General features: G+C 57.5%; 17 protein-coding genes. 14 read left to right on the forward strand and 3 right to left on the reverse strand.

Annotated features, from left to right (window positions below; translation table 11 throughout):
- Positions 1-45: 45 nt before the first annotated feature.
- The 12 genes from motA to FJU30_RS21115 all read left to right on the forward strand — a co-directional run bounded on the left by motA (position 46) and on the right by FJU30_RS21115 (position 13,492).
- Positions 46-936, forward strand: a complete 891-nt coding sequence (gene motA, locus FJU30_RS21060; protein ID WP_150436938.1) for a flagellar motor stator protein MotA — start codon at positions 46-48, stop codon at positions 934-936.
- Positions 933-1,997 carry a flagellar motor protein MotB gene (gene motB / locus FJU30_RS21065; protein WP_150436939.1) on the forward strand — a complete coding sequence of 355 codons (1,065 nt, stop codon included), beginning with the start codon at positions 933-935 and terminating at the stop codon, positions 1,995-1,997. Before motA ends, motB begins: the two co-directional genes overlap by 4 nt.
- 16 nt (positions 1,998-2,013) lie before the next feature.
- Positions 2,014-4,020 (forward strand): chemotaxis protein CheA, encoded by a 2,007-nt coding sequence (gene cheA / locus FJU30_RS21070; protein ID WP_191091662.1) that lies wholly within the window; start codon positions 2,014-2,016, stop codon positions 4,018-4,020.
- A gap of 39 nt (positions 4,021-4,059) precedes the next feature.
- Positions 4,060-4,557 carry a chemotaxis protein CheW gene (gene cheW / locus FJU30_RS21075; RefSeq protein WP_150436940.1) on the forward strand — a complete coding sequence of 166 codons (498 nt, stop codon included), beginning with the start codon at positions 4,060-4,062 and terminating at the stop codon, positions 4,555-4,557.
- A gap of 408 nt (positions 4,558-4,965) precedes the next feature.
- Positions 4,966-6,594, forward strand: coding sequence for a methyl-accepting chemotaxis protein (locus tag FJU30_RS21080; RefSeq protein WP_150436992.1), 1,629 nt, complete (start codon positions 4,966-4,968; stop codon positions 6,592-6,594).
- 27 nt (positions 6,595-6,621) lie between these two features.
- Positions 6,622-7,494, forward strand: a complete 873-nt coding sequence (gene cheR, locus FJU30_RS21085; RefSeq protein ID WP_150436941.1) for a protein-glutamate O-methyltransferase CheR — start codon at positions 6,622-6,624, stop codon at positions 7,492-7,494.
- Positions 7,494-8,546, forward strand: coding sequence for a protein-glutamate methylesterase/protein-glutamine glutaminase (locus FJU30_RS21090; protein ID WP_150436942.1), 1,053 nt, complete (start codon positions 7,494-7,496; stop codon positions 8,544-8,546). The genes cheR and FJU30_RS21090 overlap by 1 nt, the downstream gene beginning before the upstream one ends.
- A 36-nt stretch (positions 8,547-8,582) precedes the next feature.
- Positions 8,583-8,972 (forward strand): chemotaxis response regulator CheY, encoded by a 390-nt coding sequence (gene cheY, locus FJU30_RS21095; RefSeq protein WP_150436943.1) that lies wholly within the window; start codon positions 8,583-8,585, stop codon positions 8,970-8,972.
- A gap of 9 nt (positions 8,973-8,981) precedes the next feature.
- A complete protein-coding gene (gene cheZ / locus FJU30_RS21100; RefSeq protein ID WP_150436944.1) occupies positions 8,982-9,629 on the forward strand; it encodes a protein phosphatase CheZ in 648 nt (215 codons plus the stop codon).
- Positions 9,630-9,850: 221 nt separating this feature from the next.
- Entirely contained in the window at positions 9,851-11,002 is a 1,152-nt protein-coding gene (flhB, locus tag FJU30_RS21105) for a flagellar biosynthesis protein FlhB (RefSeq protein WP_150436945.1), read from the forward strand.
- On the forward strand, positions 10,995-13,082 hold the full coding sequence (gene flhA / locus FJU30_RS21110; protein WP_150436946.1) for a flagellar biosynthesis protein FlhA: 2,088 nt from the start codon (positions 10,995-10,997) through the stop codon (positions 13,080-13,082). Before flhB ends, flhA begins: the two co-directional genes overlap by 8 nt.
- Positions 13,079-13,492, forward strand: coding sequence for a flagellar protein FlhE (locus FJU30_RS21115; RefSeq protein ID WP_150436947.1), 414 nt, complete (start codon positions 13,079-13,081; stop codon positions 13,490-13,492). Before flhA ends, FJU30_RS21115 begins: the two co-directional genes overlap by 4 nt.
- Positions 13,493-13,547: 55 nt before the next feature.
- Here FJU30_RS21115 and FJU30_RS21120 read toward each other — a convergent pair whose 3' ends face one another.
- The 3 genes from FJU30_RS21120 to flgA all read right to left on the reverse strand — a co-directional run bounded on the left by FJU30_RS21120 (position 13,548) and on the right by flgA (position 15,068).
- Entirely contained in the window at positions 13,548-13,988 is a 441-nt protein-coding gene (locus tag FJU30_RS21120; RefSeq protein ID WP_191091663.1) for a flagella synthesis protein FlgN, read from the reverse strand.
- Positions 13,989-14,002: 14 nt separating this feature from the next.
- The gene (gene flgM, locus FJU30_RS21125) at positions 14,003-14,305 is read right to left on the reverse strand and encodes a flagellar biosynthesis anti-sigma factor FlgM (RefSeq protein ID WP_150436949.1); all 303 of its coding nucleotides are present in this window, start codon (positions 14,303-14,305) and stop codon (positions 14,003-14,005) included.
- Positions 14,306-14,387: 82 nt separating this feature from the next.
- Entirely contained in the window at positions 14,388-15,068 is a 681-nt protein-coding gene (flgA, locus tag FJU30_RS21130; RefSeq protein WP_150436950.1) for a flagellar basal body P-ring formation chaperone FlgA, read from the reverse strand.
- A 209-nt stretch (positions 15,069-15,277) separates the two neighbouring features.
- On the opposite strand from flgA, the gene flgB reads away from it, so the two are divergent.
- Both flgB and flgC read left to right on the forward strand, forming a co-directional pair.
- Entirely contained in the window at positions 15,278-15,691 is a 414-nt protein-coding gene (gene flgB, locus FJU30_RS21135; protein WP_150436951.1) for a flagellar basal body rod protein FlgB, read from the forward strand.
- Positions 15,692-15,697: 6 nt separating this feature from the next.
- On the forward strand, positions 15,698-16,102 hold the full coding sequence (flgC, locus tag FJU30_RS21140; RefSeq protein ID WP_150436952.1) for a flagellar basal body rod protein FlgC: 405 nt from the start codon (positions 15,698-15,700) through the stop codon (positions 16,100-16,102).
- Positions 16,103-16,109: the final 7 nt, after the last annotated feature.

Below are 16,109 nucleotides of genomic sequence, written 5' to 3' on the forward strand. Positions count from 1 at the left end.
TGTTTTTCCCGTTATCTTCCGCCCATTTCGGAGTGAGGAATTCTTGTGTTAGTCATATTGGGATATATCGTGATTGTGGGTTCCATTCTGGGTGGCTATCTCATGGTCGGGGGGCACCTCGGCGCATTGTATCAACCCTCAGAATTGCTGATCATCGGCGGGGCCGCCATCGGGGCCTTTATCGTTGGCAATAACGGCAAAGCGATCAAAGCGACGCTGCGCGCCTTTCCCATTTTGTTTCGCGGCTCACGTTATAACCGGGTGCTGTATATGGACCTGATGGCGCTGTTGTTTCGTCTGATGGCGAAATCCCGTCAGCAGGGCATGCTGTCGCTGGAATCCGATATCGACAGCCCGAAAGAGAGCGAAATATTCTCCAGCTACCCGCGTCTGCTGGCCGATGACCACGCGATTGAATTTATTACCGATTATCTGCGGCTGATGGTCAGCGGCAATATGAACGCGTTTGAAATCGAAACGCTGATGGATGAAGAAATCGAAACCGTCGAGCATGAATGCGAACAGCCGGCCGGCAGCCTGACGATGGTCGGCGACGCGCTGCCCGCCTTTGGTATCGTGGCGGCGGTAATGGGGGTGGTGCATTCGCTGGCCTTCGTCGATCGTCCGGCGGCGGAACTGGGGATGATGATCGCACATGCGATGGTGGGGACGTTTCTCGGCATCCTGATGGCCTACGGCTTCGTTTCGCCGCTGGCCACGCTGCTGCGGCAGAAAAATGCCGAAAAAATCAAGCTGCTGCAGTGTATCAAGGTTACGCTGCTGTCGAGCCTGAACGGTTATGCGCCGCAAATCGCCGTCGAGTTCGGGCGTAAAACCCTGTATTCATCCGAACGACCTTCCTTCTCCGAACTGGAAGAGCATATCCGTCGGGTTAAGGCGCCGGCTCAGCAACAGGCGACGGATGATGCCGCATGAAACATGCTCATCCTATTATCCGCAAGAAGCGTAAGTCAGGTCATGGAGGCCACCACGGCGGCTCCTGGAAGATTGCTTATGCCGACTTTATGACGGCGATGATGGCGCTGTTCCTGGTGATGTGGCTGATCGCCATCGCTTCGCCCAGCCAGCTGACGCAAATCGCCGAGTATTTCCGAACCCCGCTTAAGGCGGCGTTGACCAACGGCACCAAAAGCAGTGAGGACACCAGCGTCATTCCCGGCGGCGGCAACGATCCCACTCAGCAGGAGGGCGTGGTCAGGAAACAGCCGAAAATCGACTCGACCAGCAAGAAAGAACGCCAGCTGGAAGAGCTGCGCCTCAATCGCCTGCGCGAACGGCTGGATGCGCTGATCGAGTCCGATCCCCGTCTGCGCGCATTGCGTCCGCATCTGCTGATTGAGATGGTCGACGAAGGGCTGCGCATCCAGATCATCGATAGCCAGAAACGGCCGATGTTCAAGACCGGCAGCGCCCAGGTCGAGCCCTATATGAGCGACATCCTGCGCGCCATCGCCCCGATTCTTAACGATATTCCCAATAAGCTTAGCCTGTCCGGCCATACCGACGACATTCCTTATGCCAACGGTGAACGCGGCTACAGCAACTGGGAACTGTCTGCCGATCGCGCCAACAGTTCGCGTCGCGAACTGATTGCCGGCGGCTTGTCCGAGGGCAAGGTGTTAAGGGTGGTCGGTATGGCCGCCACCATGGGGCTGAAACAGACCGATGGCGACAACGCGATTAACCGCCGCATTAGCCTGCTGGTGCTGAATAAAGAGGCTCAGGCCAATATTGAACATGAAAACGACAACAGCGAGGCGGTTGACGTTGAAACACCAGAAAATTTACGCAGCGTAGAGACCAATAACCCTAAACTTATGGCCCCTCCTGCCGACAATACTGTTACAGATTTACCACAGCAACCCGTTAGTGAGGTGCCGGAGCCGGCGCGTCCGCAGCCCACGACAGCGCTGCCTGCAGCGCCGGACAGTCAGGCGACACCTTCATCAATAAGCCGCGATTCACAGCAGAGGTGACGACGTGAGCATGGACATGAGCGCTTTCTATCAAACTTTTTTTGATGAAGCAGATGAATTATTGGCGGATATGGAGCAACACCTGTTGCTGCTCGATCCGCAGGCACCCGATACAGAGCAAATGAATGCGATTTTTCGGGCCGCCCATTCGATCAAAGGTGGCGCAGGCACCTTCGGTTTCAAGGTATTACAGGAAACCACCCACCTTTTAGAGAACTTACTCGATGGTGCCAGACGCGGTGAAATGCGTCTCAGCACCGACATCATCAACCTGTTTCTGGAAACGAAAGATATTATGCAGGATCAGTTGGACGCTTACAAAACCGCGCAGGAGCCCAATGCTGAGAGCTTTGAGTATATCTGTCAGGCTCTGCGCCAGCTGGCTCTTGAGTCGCAGGAGAACAACAGCGCCGCAGGGAGCGAGGCGACCGCCACTGCGCCCGCCGCGGTTCAGGGCGGCATCGCGCCGGCGTCCTCCGGCGAATTGTATATTCGGCTATCCGCGCTAAAAGAGGCGGAAATTCCGCAGATGCTGGAAGAACTGGGCAACCTCGGCACGGTTAAACAGTCGCAGCAGACCAGCGATAGCCTTGAGATAACGCTGGAAACGTCGGCCAGCCAGGACGATATCAGCGCGGTGCTGTGCTTTGTGCTGGAGCCGGAACAGATCAGCTTCGCGCCCGCCGCCGCGCAGGACACTGCCGCGCTCGCGCCCGCCGCAGAACCCGCGCCGCAGCCGGCCGAGCCTGAGCACAGCGCGCCGCCGGCCCCGGCGGTGAAAGCCGCCGCCAAACCGGCCCACGCGCCGGAAGCGATGAAGGCGAAACCGAAAACCGGCGAAAGCAGTATTCGCGTTGCGGTCGAGAAGGTCGACCAGCTGATTAACCTGGTCGGCGAACTGGTGATTACCCAGTCCATGCTGGCTCAGCGTTCCAGCGAACTGGACCCGGTGGCGCATGGCGATCTGCTCAACAGCATGGGGCAACTGGAGCGCAATGCGCGCGATCTGCAGGAATCGGTGATGTCGATCCGAATGATGCCGATGGAGTATGTCTTTAGTCGCTTCCCGCGTCTGGTGCGCGATCTGGCGGCCAAACTCGGCAAAAAAGTCGAACTGACCCTGGAAGGCAGCTCGACCGAGCTGGATAAGAGTCTGATCGAACGCATTATCGACCCGTTAACGCATCTGGTGCGCAACAGTCTGGATCACGGTATTGAAGAGCCGGAAAAACGGCAGGCCGCCGGCAAGCCGGAAATCGGCAATCTGACCCTGTCCGCCGAACATCAGGGCGGCAATATCTGTATCGAAGTGATTGACGACGGCGCCGGATTAAACCGGGAGAGAATTCTGGCTAAGGCGCTGTCGCAGGGGCTGCCGGTCAGCGACAGCATGACCGATGAAGAAGTCGGGATGCTGATTTTCGCGCCGGGCTTCTCAACCGCCGAGAAAGTAACCGACGTCTCCGGCCGCGGGGTCGGGATGGATGTGGTGAAGCGAAATATTCAGGAAATGGGCGGCCATGTGGAAATTTATTTCCAGCGCGGCAAAGGCACCACCATCCGTATTCTGCTGCCGCTGACGCTGGCCATTCTGGACGGGATGTCGGTCAAGGTCAGCAATGAAGTCTTTATCCTGCCGCTGAATGCGGTGATGGAGTCGCTGCAGCCGCAGCAGGAAGATCTTTACCCGCTGGCCGGCGGCGAGCGCGTACTGGAAGTGCGCGGCGAGTATTTACCGCTGGTCGAGCTGTACCATATTTTTGACGTCGCCGGAGCGAAAACGGACGCCACGCAAGGCATCGTGGTGATTTTGCAAAGCGCGGGGCGTCGCTATGCGCTGCTGGTCGATCAGCTCATCGGGCAGCATCAGGTTGTGGTGAAAAATCTGGAAAGTAACTACCGCAAGGTTCCCGGCGTTTCCGGCGCGACCATTTTGGGCGACGGCAGCGTGGCGCTGATTGTGGATGTTTCCGCACTGCAGACGCTTAACCGGGAAAAGCGCGTGGTTGAAACCGCAGCTTAACAATAAAACCAAAGAGTTGATTGATTAAAGGTGAACAACATGGCGGGACTGGCAAACGTGACAAAACTGGCGGGTGAAACGGTCGGACAGGAATTTCTGATTTTCACGCTGGGTGATGAAGAGTATGGCGTGGATATTTTAAAGGTACAGGAAATCCGCGGTTATGATCAGGTGACGCGCATCGCTAATACCCCGGCCTTTATTAAAGGGGTAACCAATCTGCGCGGCGTGATCGTACCGATTGTCGATCTGCGCATTAAGTTTGCTCAGCAGGAAGTGGAATATGACGACAACACCGTGGTTATCGTGCTCAACCTGGGGCAGCGCGTGGTCGGTATTGTGGTTGACGGCGTATCGGACGTGTTGTCTCTGACGGCGGAGCAGATCCGCCCGGCGCCGGAGTTCGCCGTCACCTTGTCGACCGAATACCTGACCGGTCTGGGTTCGCTGGGCGAACGTATGCTGATCCTGGTGGATATTGAAAAACTGCTCAGCAGCGAAGAGATGGCGCTGGTCGATAGCGTCGCGAAGGTCTGACCTTTCGCTGATTACCGGATCGCCGTTTCTGTGCGATCCGGAACTTTCATCATAGTTAACCATATGCCCAATGGATTTCAGGCGGAAACCGTTCGGGTGGCGCTTCGCCATGGGCGTTGGATTGGAGTTAATCGGTATTCTGATTTATCCGCCGCACAGGGCGATTGAACCTGTTGGCCATCTGGGCAGAGGCGATGTGTCCCGGTCGACTTGTTAATCAATGAGCGGCCTGCGAGTTCGTCGTTACGCTGAGCGCGGTGCGTCAGGGAGCCGACGCCCTTTACTGCGGGGTCGGATAAACAAACCAGAAAAAGCGGAAAACAGGACGTTATCGTCATCCGCCGACGGCTGGGGATCTTTTTAATTATTTGCGTCATTCTGGCCACGACCAGGGAGAGAGCTATCGTGCTGTTCAGTAAAATTCGCGTTTCAACCAGTTTGTTTTTGCTGCTGTTAGTGTTTTGCGCCATGCAGTTGACCACCAGCAGTCTGTCGTTTAACGCCTTCCGCGACAACTATTACAGCATCGGGCAGGTGGAAATGGTCAACCAGCAGCGCGATGCGCTGAGTCTGAGCTGGGCGTCGCTGCTGCAGACGCGCAATACGTTGAATCGCGCCGCCACGCGCGCGGCGCTGCAGCGGCCGCAGGAACAGGTGAGCGTACTGATGAACAGCGCCAGACAGTCTCTGGCGCAGGCGGATGCGCATTTTAACCGTTTTGTGGATCTGCCGCGCGTCACTGAGCAGGGCGTCGCCATGACGGCGTCGACAAAAGAGAGCTACGGCCGCCTGCGCGCCGCGCTGGGTGAACTGGTTGATTTCCTTGACGATGGTCAGCTGCAACCGTTTCTCGACCAGCCGACGCAAAAATTTCAGGATGAGTTCGAAACGCAGTTCGGCGCCTATATAGCCTTATGTAACGATGTGCTGGCCGGGTTTAGCGAAGACAGCCACGCATCTTATATCTCGTCCGGCTGGTCGTTTGGCATCGGGGTGCTGCTGTCTATTTTGATCACGCTCGCCGGGGTGCTCGGCATGCGGAAAATGCTGCTGCAGCCGCTGGACGCGATGCGCGAACATTTCGAACGTATCGCCGCCGGTAATCTGGCCGGCAATATCGCCGACTTCGGCCGCAACGAAATCGGCATCTTGTTTAGCAGCCTGCAGAAAATGCAGCACGCGCTGGCCAGTACGGTCTGGTCGGTGCGTCACGGCGCCCATGCGATGCTGACCGGCGTGCAGGAGATCAGCGCCGGCAATAACGATTTGTCGTCGCGCACCGAACAGCAGGCCTCGGCGCTGGAGCAAACCGCGGCCAGCATGGAGCAGCTGACGGCGACGGTGAAACAGAACGCCGATAACGCCCATCAGGCGGCGCAACTGGCGTCCGCCGCGTCGTCAACGGCGAAAAAGGGGGGTGATCTGACCGCTAACGTCGTGACGACAATGCAGGATATTGCGGTAAGCTCTCGCAAGATCAGCGATATCACCAGCGTGATCGACGGCATCGCTTTCCAGACCAATATTCTGGCGCTGAACGCCGCCGTTGAGGCGGCGCGAGCCGGAGAGCAGGGGCGGGGCTTTGCGGTCGTGGCCGGTGAGGTACGCAGTCTGGCGCAACGCAGCGCGCAGGCGGCGAAAGAAATTAAAGGGCTGATCGATGACTCCGTCAACCGGGTCCACCAGGGGGTGACGCTGGTCGAATCGGCCGGCGACACGATGGAAGCGATCGTGAACTCCGTCACCAGCGTGACCGATATCATGCAGGAGATCGCTTCGGCTTCGGATGAACAAAGTCGGGGAATCGAGCAGGTGGCGCTGGCGGTGAGCGAAATGGACCGCGTGACGCAGCAAAATGCGGCTCTGGTCGAACAGGCATCATCCGCCGTGCGCTCCCTTGAAGAACAAGCAGGTATGCTGACCGGTACCGTGGCGGTATTCCATCTCGGCAACGGGGAAGATGAATTTGCGCCCGACAATGTAAGACATCAACCTGCAATAGCTGTAAAGGAAAGAGTAGATTGGCAAACAACGTAATTACAAACGATAGCAGTGCGGTTTGACATGAAAAATACCCCTGTGCCAAATCGTCCTGAATCTGCATCTATCCTGACGCAGATGGTAGAGCGGCTGCCGTTATCGGATGTTCATTTCCGAAGGATCAGCCAGTTAATTTATCAACGGGCTGGCATTGTGCTGGCCGACCACAAAAGGGAAATGGTTTATAACCGCCTTGTCAGGCGTCTGCGGCTATTGGGAATCAACGATTTCGGTCAGTATCTTGCGCTGCTCGAATCCGATCCTAACAGCGCGGAGTGGCAGGCGTTTACCAATGCGCTGACGACCAACTTAACGGCATTTTTTCGGGAGGCGCACCACTTTCCGATTCTGGCTGAGCACGCACGTAAACGGCCGAACGGCTATACCGTGTGGAGCACCGCCGCCTCGACCGGCGAAGAGCCTTACTCTATCGCCATGACGCTGGCCGAAGTGCTGGGGAACCGCGGCAGCGGCTGCCAGGTCTGGGGCAGCGACATTGATACGCAGGTGCTGGAGAAGGCGACGGCGGGGATTTATCGCCAGGAAGAGCTGCGCTCCCTTTCGCCACAGCAGCTGCAGCGCTTCTTTTTACGCGGCACCGGGCCTCATCAGGGGCTGGTGCGGGTTCGCCCTGAGCTGTCGGCAATGGTGCACTTTCAGCCGGTCAATTTGCTGTCTAATGACTGGTCGGTGCCGGCGCCGTTTGACGCTATTTTTTGTCGTAATGTGATGATCTATTTCGACAAAGAAACTCAGGAGCGGATATTGCGGCGCTTTGTGCCATTGCTGAAACCCGGCGGACTGCTGTTCGCCGGACATTCAGAAAACTTTAGCCAAATCAGCCGGGAGTTCTATTTACGTGGGCAGACGGTCTATGGACTGGCGAAGGAAAAATAATGAGTAAAATTAGAGTGTTATGTGTGGATGATTCCGCACTTATGCGAAAGCTAATGACGGAAATTATTAACAGCCATCCGGATATGGAAGTGGTGGCGACAGCCCCCGATCCGTTGGTCGCTCGCGATTTGATTAAGAAATTCAATCCGCAGGTCTTAACGCTGGATGTGGAAATGCCGCGCATGGACGGGCTGGATTTTCTGGAAAAACTGATGCGTCTGCGGCCGATGCCTGTCGTGATGGTGTCTTCGCTGACCGGCAAAGGGTCCGAGATTACTCTGCGCGCGCTGGAGCTGGGCGCCATCGATTTCGTCACCAAGCCGCAGTTGGGGATTCGCGAAGGCATGCTGTCGTACAGCGAGCTGATCGCCGAAAAAATCCGTATGGCCGCCAAAGCGCGCCTGCCGCAGCGTAGTAAAACCAACGAGCCGACCGTGATGCTGCAGCATACGCCGCTGCTCAGCAGTGAAAAACTGATCGCCATCGGCGCGTCAACCGGCGGAACCGAAGCGATCCGCCATGTGCTGCAGCCGCTGCCGCCCACCAGCCCGGCGTTGATCATTACGCAGCACATGCCGCCCGGCTTCACGAAATCGTTCGCCGAGCGTCTGAATAAACTGTGTCAGATCACGGTGAAAGAAGCGGAAGACGGCGAGCGCGTTTTGCCTGGACACGCTTACATCGCGCCAGGCGCCCGGCATCTTGAGCTGGCGCGCAGTGGGGCAAACTATCAGGTACGTCTGCACGATGGGCCGCCGGTTAACCGGCATCGTCCCTCGGTTGACGTACTGTTCCGTTCGGTGGCGAAAAATGCCGGGCGAAACGCCGTGGGGGTGATCCTTACGGGTATGGGCAATGACGGAGCTGCGGGTCTGCTTGAGATGCATCAGGCGGGTGCCTGGACCATAGCGCAGAATGAGGCCAGCTGCGTGGTGTTTGGCATGCCTCGTGAAGCGATCGCTATGGGCGGAGCCGATGAAGTCGTCGATCTGCATAACGTCAGTCAGCGTATGCTGGCGCAAATTTCTGCCGGACAGGCATTACGTATTTAGCAGCTCCCGGTGAGCAATATAATTTTAGGAGTAGGTATGGCTGATAAAGATCTCAGGTTCTTAGTGGTAGATGATTTCTCGACCATGCGTCGGATCGTCCGCAATCTGCTGAAAGAACTGGGTTTTAATAACGTAGAAGAAGCGGAAGATGGTGCTGATGCGTTGAATAAACTGCGCGCCGGGGGATTCGATTTCGTTATTTCCGACTGGAACATGCCCAATATGGACGGTCTGGAACTGCTGCAAACCATCCGCGCCGACGGCGCATTAGGCAAATTGCCGGTGCTGATGGTGACGGCTGAAGCGAAAAAAGAAAATATTATCGCTGCGGCACAGGCGGGTGCGAGCGGCTACGTGGTTAAACCATTTACTGCTGCTACCCTGGAAGAGAAGCTGAGTAAGATTTTTGAAAAACTGGGTATGTAAGGAGATCTTATGAAGCCACATCCAATGCCGTCGGTCAATGACACGGCTTCGGCAACTGAGATTATTTCTCGTATTGGTCAATTAACCCGTATGCTGCGCGACAGCCTGCGGGAACTGGGATTGGATCAGGCGATCTCGCAGGCGGCTGAAGCGATTCCGGATGCCCGCGATCGACTGGATTACGTGGTGCAGATGACCGCGCAGGCCGCCGAACGAGCGCTGAACTGCGTGGAAGCCGCCCAGCCGCGGCAAAATAAGCTGGAAGAAGACGCGAAGTCGCTCAAAGTTCGTTGGGATCAATGGTTTGAAAATCCCATCGAGCTGGCCGACGCGCGCGAGCTGGTCAGCGACACCCGCAGTTATCTGGGCGGCGTGCCGGAGCACACCGCGTTCACCAACGCGCAACTGCTGGAAATCATGATGGCGCAGGACTTCCAGGATCTGACGGGTCAGGTCATCAAGCGCATGATGGATGTTGTACAAGAGATTGAAAAACAGTTGCTGATGGTACTGCTGGATAACATGCCTGAGCAGCCGGTGGCGGCGAAACGCGCCAATGAGGGCCTGCTCAACGGCCCGCAGATGGACAAAGAGGCTACGGGCGTAGTGGCTTCCCAGGATCAGGTCGACGATCTGCTGGACAGCCTGGGCTTTTAATTTCCCGGCCGACGACGGCGGGTGGGGCGCCGCGCGCCATCCGTCCCTTATCTGTTCTGCCTTTTCGGCGGCCGGCAAGCGCCCGGCCGCCTCTTTTTCTATCCCATCCGCTAAACAGCCGCCGGATTGACTCTTTTTTCCAGCCATAAAGTTTGGCGTTATTTGTCATGCTAAACGGCAAATCCCTGACCAGACGCACGACATAACCAGGAATATCCGCTGTGGCAGAAGATAGCGATCTGGAAAAAAGCGAGGCCCCCACCGCCCACCGGGAGGAGAAGGCGCGTGAAGACGGCCAGATACCGCGATCGCGCGAGTTAACCTCTATTCTGATGCTGGTCGCCGGACTGGCGATACTGTGGATGGGCGGCGAGGCGATGGCGAGCAAACTGGCGTCGATGATTGCCGACGGCCTGTACTTTAATCACGCGATTATTAATGACGACAAGCAGATGCTGCGGCAAATCGGCCGCCTGCTGAAGCATGCGGCTATCGCACTGCTGCCGGTCATGGGCGGCGCGGTGCTGGTGGCGCTGGCGGCGCCGATGCTGCTGGGCGGTCTGGTGTTCAGCCCCAAATCGATCAAGTTTGATCTGAAAAAAATGGATCCGATCAGCGGACTAAAGCGCATCTTTTCCAGCCAGGCGTTAGCTGAGCTGTTTAAAGGCGTGCTAAAGGCTTCGATGGTGGGCGGGATCGCCGGCGGCTATCTGTGGCATAAGTGGCCGCATATGCTGCACCTGATCAGCGAACCGCCGATGACCGCGATGGGCGATGCGCTGAATCTGATCAGCGTGTGCGGGATGCTGGTGCTGCTGGGGTTGGTTCCAATGGTGGCTTTTGATGTGTTCTGGCAAATCTGGAGCCACATCAAAAAATTACGCATGACGAAACAGGAGATTCGCGATGAGCACAAGGAGCAAGAGGGCGATCCGCACGTAAAAGGGCGCATTCGGCAGCAGCAACGGGCGATGGCCCAGCGCCGGATGATGGCCGACGTGCCGAAGGCCGACGTCATCGTCACCAACCCGACGCACTATGCGGTGGCGCTGCAGTATGACGACAAGAAAATGAATGCGCCGAAGGTGCTGGCGAAAGGCGCCGGCGATATTGCCCTGCGTATCCGTGAAATCGGATCCGAACACCGGATACCGGTGCTGGAGGCGCCGCCGCTGGCGCGCGCGCTGTATCGCCATTCCGACGTGGGAAAACATATTCCCGCCGAACTGTATTCAGCGGTCGCCGAAGTACTGGCGTGGGTCTACCAGCTGCGTCGCTGGCGCCGCGAAGGCGGTCTGATACCGCGCAAACCTGAACATTTACCTGTGCCAGACGCACTGGACTTTGCGAGAGAGAACGATACTGATGGCTAATCTGGCCGCATTGCTGCGTTTACCCGGTAACTTTAAAAATACCCAATGGCAAATTCTGGCGGGACCGGTTCTGATCCTGATGATTTTGTCGATGATGGTCTTGCCGCTGCCTCCGTTTATTCTGGATCTGCTGTTTACCTTCAACATCGCCCTGTCGATTATGGTGCTGCTGGTGGCGATGTTTACCCAGCGCACGCTGGAGTTCGCGGCGTTCCCGACCATTCTGCTGTTTTCCACGCTGTTGCGTCTGTCGCTCAACGTCGCGTCCACGCGTATTATTTTGCTGGAAGGCCATACCGGCACGGCCGCCGCAGGGCGGGTGGTGGAATCCTTCGGCCACTTTCTGGTCGGCGGCAACTTCGCCATCGGTATCGTGGTGTTCATCATCCTCGTGCTGATCAACTTCATGGTCATCACCAAGGGGGCCGGGCGTATCGCCGAGGTCGGCGCGCGTTTTGTGCTGGACGGCATGCCCGGCAAACAGATGGCCATCGATGCCGATCTTAACGCGGGCCTGATCGGCGAAGAGGAAGCGAAAAAGCGCCGTTCCGAAGTGACTCAGGAAGCGGACTTCTATGGCTCGATGGACGGCGCCAGCAAATTCGTGCGCGGCGACGCCATCGCCGGCCTGATGATTATGGTGATCAACATTGTCGGCGGCCTGCTGGTCGGGGTGATTCAGCACGGCATGCCGCTGTCGCAGGCGGCGGAAAGCTACACCTTGCTGACCATCGGCGACGGCCTGGTGGCGCAGATTCCGGCGCTGGTTATCTCGACCGCGGCGGGCGTTATCGTGACCCGGGTCAGCACCGACCAGGATGTCGGTCAGCAGATGGTGACCCAGCTTTTCAATAATCCGCGCGTCATGCTGCTCAGCGCCGCGGTGCTGGGTCTGATTGGTCTGGTGCCGGGCATGCCGAACTTTGTGTTTCTGCTGTTTACCCTCGGCCTGCTGGCGCTGGCCTGGTGGATGAGACGCGATGTGGCGACGAATGCGGCCGCCGCCGACGGCGATAAACCGCTGGTGAAAGAGAGTCAGCCGGTGGTCGAGGCGAGCTGGGCGGATGTTCAACTGGAAGATCCGCTGGGTATGGAAGTGGGCTATCGTCTGATCCCGATGGTCGACTCGCAGCAAAACGGCGAGCTGCTGGGACGCATTCGCAGCATCCGTAAGAAATTCGCTCAGGAAATGGGCTATCTGCCGCCGGTGGTGCATATCCGGGATAACCTGGAGCTGCAGCCGGCCGGCTACCGTATTCTGATGAACGGCGTAGAGATCGGTCAGGGCGAAGCGCACCCCGGCCGCTGGATGGCGATTAATCCGGGCAACGCGATTGGCAAACTGGCCGGCGAAGTGACCCAGGACCCCGCCTTCGGTCTGCCCGCCGTGTGGATAGAAAGCGCGTTGAAAGAGCAGGCGCAGGCGCAGGGCTTTACCGTAGTGGAGGCCAGCACGGTGGTGGCCACCCATCTCAATCACCTGATTACCGTTTACGCCAGCGACCTGTTTGGCCGTCAGGAAACCACGCAGTTGATGGAGCGGGTCAGCAAAGAGATGCCGAAACTGGCGGAAGATTTCGTGCCGGGCGTCGTGACGCTGACCGTGTTGCACAAGATTCTGCAGAATTTGCTGGCGGAACGGGTGTCGATCAAAGATATGCGCACCATTATTGAAACCATCTCCGAACATGCGGCGATTCAAAAAGATCCGAATGAATTGACCGTGGTGGTGCGCGTCGCGCTCGGCCGCGCGATTACCCAGCAGTGGTTCCCGGGGCAGGAGGAAATTCAGATCATCGGTCTGGATTTAGGCCTGGAAAAAGTGCTGCTGCAGGCGTTGCAAAACGGCGGAGGACTGGAACCTGGCCTGGCCGATCGCGTGCTGGATCAGGCGCAGCAGGCGGTGCAGCATCAGGAAGCGATCAATGCGCCGCCGGTGCTGCTGGTGAACCATGCGCTGCGTCCGCTGCTGGCGCGTTTTTTACGCCGCAATGTGCCGCAGTTGGTGGTGTTGTCCAACCAGGAAATCAATGATCAGCGTCAGATTCATATGACGTCGGTGATCGGAGCGCCCAGATGATTAAACGGTGTGCGTTGTTACTGTCGCTGCTGGCCGCGCAGCCCGTGGCGGCCGCCGACGGCAGCTGGAGCGGCGAAGGCTATAATCTGTTGGTCAGCCAGCGCGGCTGGGCCAGCGCATCGGCGGTCATGCGCGCGCCGGGCAACATTCCGCCCGGCCATGTCATGACCTCGGTACACTGGAACTATAAACTGTTGGCGACGCCGCCGCATGGGCTGCAGGTTGCGTTATGCAGCGCGGGACTCTGTGTGCCGCTGAATGGGGGAGACGGAACGACGCAGGCCTTGCAGGGCGTCTCCGCCAGCAATCCGCTGTATCTGATGTATCATCTGCCGGGCAAAGGGCCGATCAAACCGCCGATTCGGGTGCTGAGGTATCAGGTGCTGGTGAATTACAGCGCGCACCCGTGACGCATGCCGGCATCGCCGGCTTGCTGAACGCGGAAAAAGCGGGAAGGGCGCGACGTTAAACGCCGAATTTGCGGCCCAGTCTGCTGCCCGGCCGCTGTTGCTGACCATCGGGGCCGTAAACGGTTTGCTGACTGGCCTGTTTTTCCAGAAAACTCATCGCCGCCTGAGTATTGTTCAGATGCTGATCCAGCAGTAGCCCATTGCGATGATTGCTCTCGCTCAGATGGCGGGTTTTCTGATGAATCGCCATCCAGGTCGCATTGAGTTCCGCGTGCTGCTCATAGGGGGCGCTGATGGATAGCTGCTGTTCCAGCTGCAAACGCTGATGATCGAAATGGCTGAGAATCGACAGCTGTTCGTTCTTATTTTCGGTTAAGCGATGCAGAAAAGCGGCGTTGACCCGACCCGCGCTCAACTCCTGCTGCTCCTGCGCCAGAATCTCATCAAGCTGCTGCAGCGCATCCTGCATGCGCGCCAGAGTATCGAACATGTTCATGGCTGATCCGGTCATTATCCGTTAATTCCAGACTGCGCTTCGGCAATCAGCGCATCGGCGATTTTGCCGGTGTCGATTTTCAGCTCGCCGTTGCGGATAGCCTGTTTCAGACTTTCCACTTTTTCAATATCGATATCCTGATCGCCGGCCTGAGTGAGCTGCGACTGAGCATTGCTGATATTCACCTGCGTTTCGCTGGCGGCGGTAGTTTGCACCGCGCTCTGGCTGCTTTTGCTCCGGGCGGCGTGGTGTAATTCAGTGTCCTGATTTTGAACCGTTTTTACCCCGGATAACGGGCGTGTGCTATCGATGCTCATGGTGTCCTCTCAGATCGTTTCGGCGTACAGGTTACGGGCGCTATGCCATTATATCGGCACGCCGAACGGAATCTTTAATATTTCATAACGCAACTTTAACGGTACCGTCAGCGTCGACCAGACCATTGACTATTTGTCCCGAGTTCATTCTGACCCTGACTTTATCATTCACCAGAGCATTATTCATTACTTTACCCTCGCTGCTGATGTTAAAACCGTCGCCGCTGGCGATCACCTGCACCGTCTGGCCGGTTTTTACCGCCCACGGCTGGCGCAGCATTTTCGCCTGCAGCGGCTGACCGGCGCCGATCATACGCTGGCTGACCGCGCCCAGCACCAGGCTCAGGTCGGTCACCGGCGGGGTGGCGAAGGCGTCGAGGCGTCCGCGCTGCCACTTCACGTCTTTTTCGCTCAGCGTCTGTTTCGGCGGGATGGGACGGGCGGAGACCAGGTAATCGCCGGTCACCTGCACGCGGGTTTGCACAAAGTATTTATCGGCGCCGCAGGTCATTCGGATGCTCAGGTTGCCCCAGACGCGGTTGCGCGAAGGCAGGGCAAACTGCGGCGCCGCGCAGTCCGGCAACGCGCGGTCCGGCGTCTTTATCTCAACGTCGATGCGTTGAACGGGAATGACGATCTGCTGACGAATAAACGTTTCTATCTGCGCCGCCAGCGGTTCTGTCGCGGGTTCACTGGCAAAGGACGGCATTGCCGCCAGCAGAGCGAAAGCCCCGTTAAGCCAGCGTGGCTTATTGCCTCTCATTGCTTATCCTCGCGAATTGATTGATACCCTGCCTCTTTCCGGCCGCAACCACGTTTGTTGGCGCTAGTGTACCGTTTTGTCCGTCCGGTCAATCGGGAAATTAGCTACTCATTTCCCGTTTATTCCGGCGATAAGGCTACCGTCATCCCGTCTATGCTGTGTCCACTGGATAGTGTCAGATGATATGAATACCGGGAGTAAGCAGAGACATGCTGGATAAACTGGATGCAGCCTTAAGTTTTCAACAGGAAGCGCTCAACCTGCGCGCGCAGCGGCAGGAAATTCTGGCCGGGAATATCGCCAATGCCGATACGCCTGGTTACCAGGCGCGCGACATTGATTTCTCCTCCGAACTGAGCAAAGCGATGGAGCAGGGGCGGGCATCCGGTTCCGGTCTGTCGCTGGCGTTGACTTCCTCCCGCCATATCGCCGCGCAAACCGCCTCTGCTCCCTCGCTGGACCTGCTGTACCGGGTGCCCGACCAGCCGGCGCTCGATGGCAATACCGTCGATATGGACAGAGAAAGAACCAATTTTGCCGATAATAGCCTGCGTTATCAAACCAGTCTTACTGTTTTGAGCGGGCAGATTAAAGGCATGACGTCAGTGCTACAGGATAAATAACGCCTTATGTCATTACTCAACATTTTCGAAATTTCAGGTTCCGCACTGACGGCCCAGTCCCAGCGCATGAACGTGAGCGCCAGCAACCTGGCGAATGCCGACAGCGTCACCAGCGCCGATGGCACGCCCTATCGCGCCAAACAGGTGGTGTTTAAGGTCGCCGCGCCGGCGGGGCAGGAAGTCGGCGGCGTACAGGTGGACAGCATCGTTGAGGACCCCGCGCCCGACAAACTGGTATACCAGCCGGGCAACCCGCTGGCCGATGAGCGTGGCTATGTCCGGATGCCCAATGTTGACGTTACTGCCGAAATGGTGAATTCCATTTCCGCCTCGAGAAGTTATCAGGCGAACGTGGAAGTGCTGAATACAACCAAAACACTGATGCAAAAAACGCTGACATTAGGGCAGTAACGGAGGG

The organism is Affinibrenneria salicis, from assembly GCF_008710095.1.

What these genes read in the sequence shown, in the direction of transcription:
- motB (WP_150436939.1), top strand. Translation starts at nt 933, where the DNA reads ATGAAACATGCTCATCCTATTATCCGCAAGAAGCGTAAGTCAGGTCAT.
- cheA (WP_191091662.1), top strand. Translation starts at nt 2,014, where the DNA reads ATGAGCGCTTTCTATCAAACTTTTTTTGATGAAGCAGATGAATTATTG.
- cheW (WP_150436940.1), top strand. Translation starts at nt 4,060, where the DNA reads ATGGCGGGACTGGCAAACGTGACAAAACTGGCGGGTGAAACGGTCGGA.
- cheR (WP_150436941.1), top strand. Translation starts at nt 6,622, where the DNA reads ATGAAAAATACCCCTGTGCCAAATCGTCCTGAATCTGCATCTATCCTG.
- FJU30_RS21090 (WP_150436942.1), top strand. Translation starts at nt 7,494, where the DNA reads ATGAGTAAAATTAGAGTGTTATGTGTGGATGATTCCGCACTTATGCGA.
- cheY (WP_150436943.1), top strand. Translation starts at nt 8,583, where the DNA reads ATGGCTGATAAAGATCTCAGGTTCTTAGTGGTAGATGATTTCTCGACC.
- cheZ (WP_150436944.1), top strand. Translation starts at nt 8,982, where the DNA reads ATGAAGCCACATCCAATGCCGTCGGTCAATGACACGGCTTCGGCAACT.
- flhA (WP_150436946.1), top strand. Translation starts at nt 10,995, where the DNA reads ATGGCTAATCTGGCCGCATTGCTGCGTTTACCCGGTAACTTTAAAAAT.
- FJU30_RS21115 (WP_150436947.1), top strand. Translation starts at nt 13,079, where the DNA reads ATGATTAAACGGTGTGCGTTGTTACTGTCGCTGCTGGCCGCGCAGCCC.
- FJU30_RS21120 (WP_191091663.1), bottom strand. Translation starts at nt 13,988, where the DNA reads ATGAACATGTTCGATACTCTGGCGCGCATGCAGGATGCGCTGCAGCAG.
- flgM (WP_150436949.1), bottom strand. Translation starts at nt 14,305, where the DNA reads ATGAGCATCGATAGCACACGCCCGTTATCCGGGGTAAAAACGGTTCAA.
- flgA (WP_150436950.1), bottom strand. Translation starts at nt 15,068, where the DNA reads ATGAGAGGCAATAAGCCACGCTGGCTTAACGGGGCTTTCGCTCTGCTG.
- flgB (WP_150436951.1), top strand. Translation starts at nt 15,278, where the DNA reads ATGCTGGATAAACTGGATGCAGCCTTAAGTTTTCAACAGGAAGCGCTC.
- flgC (WP_150436952.1), top strand. Translation starts at nt 15,698, where the DNA reads ATGTCATTACTCAACATTTTCGAAATTTCAGGTTCCGCACTGACGGCC.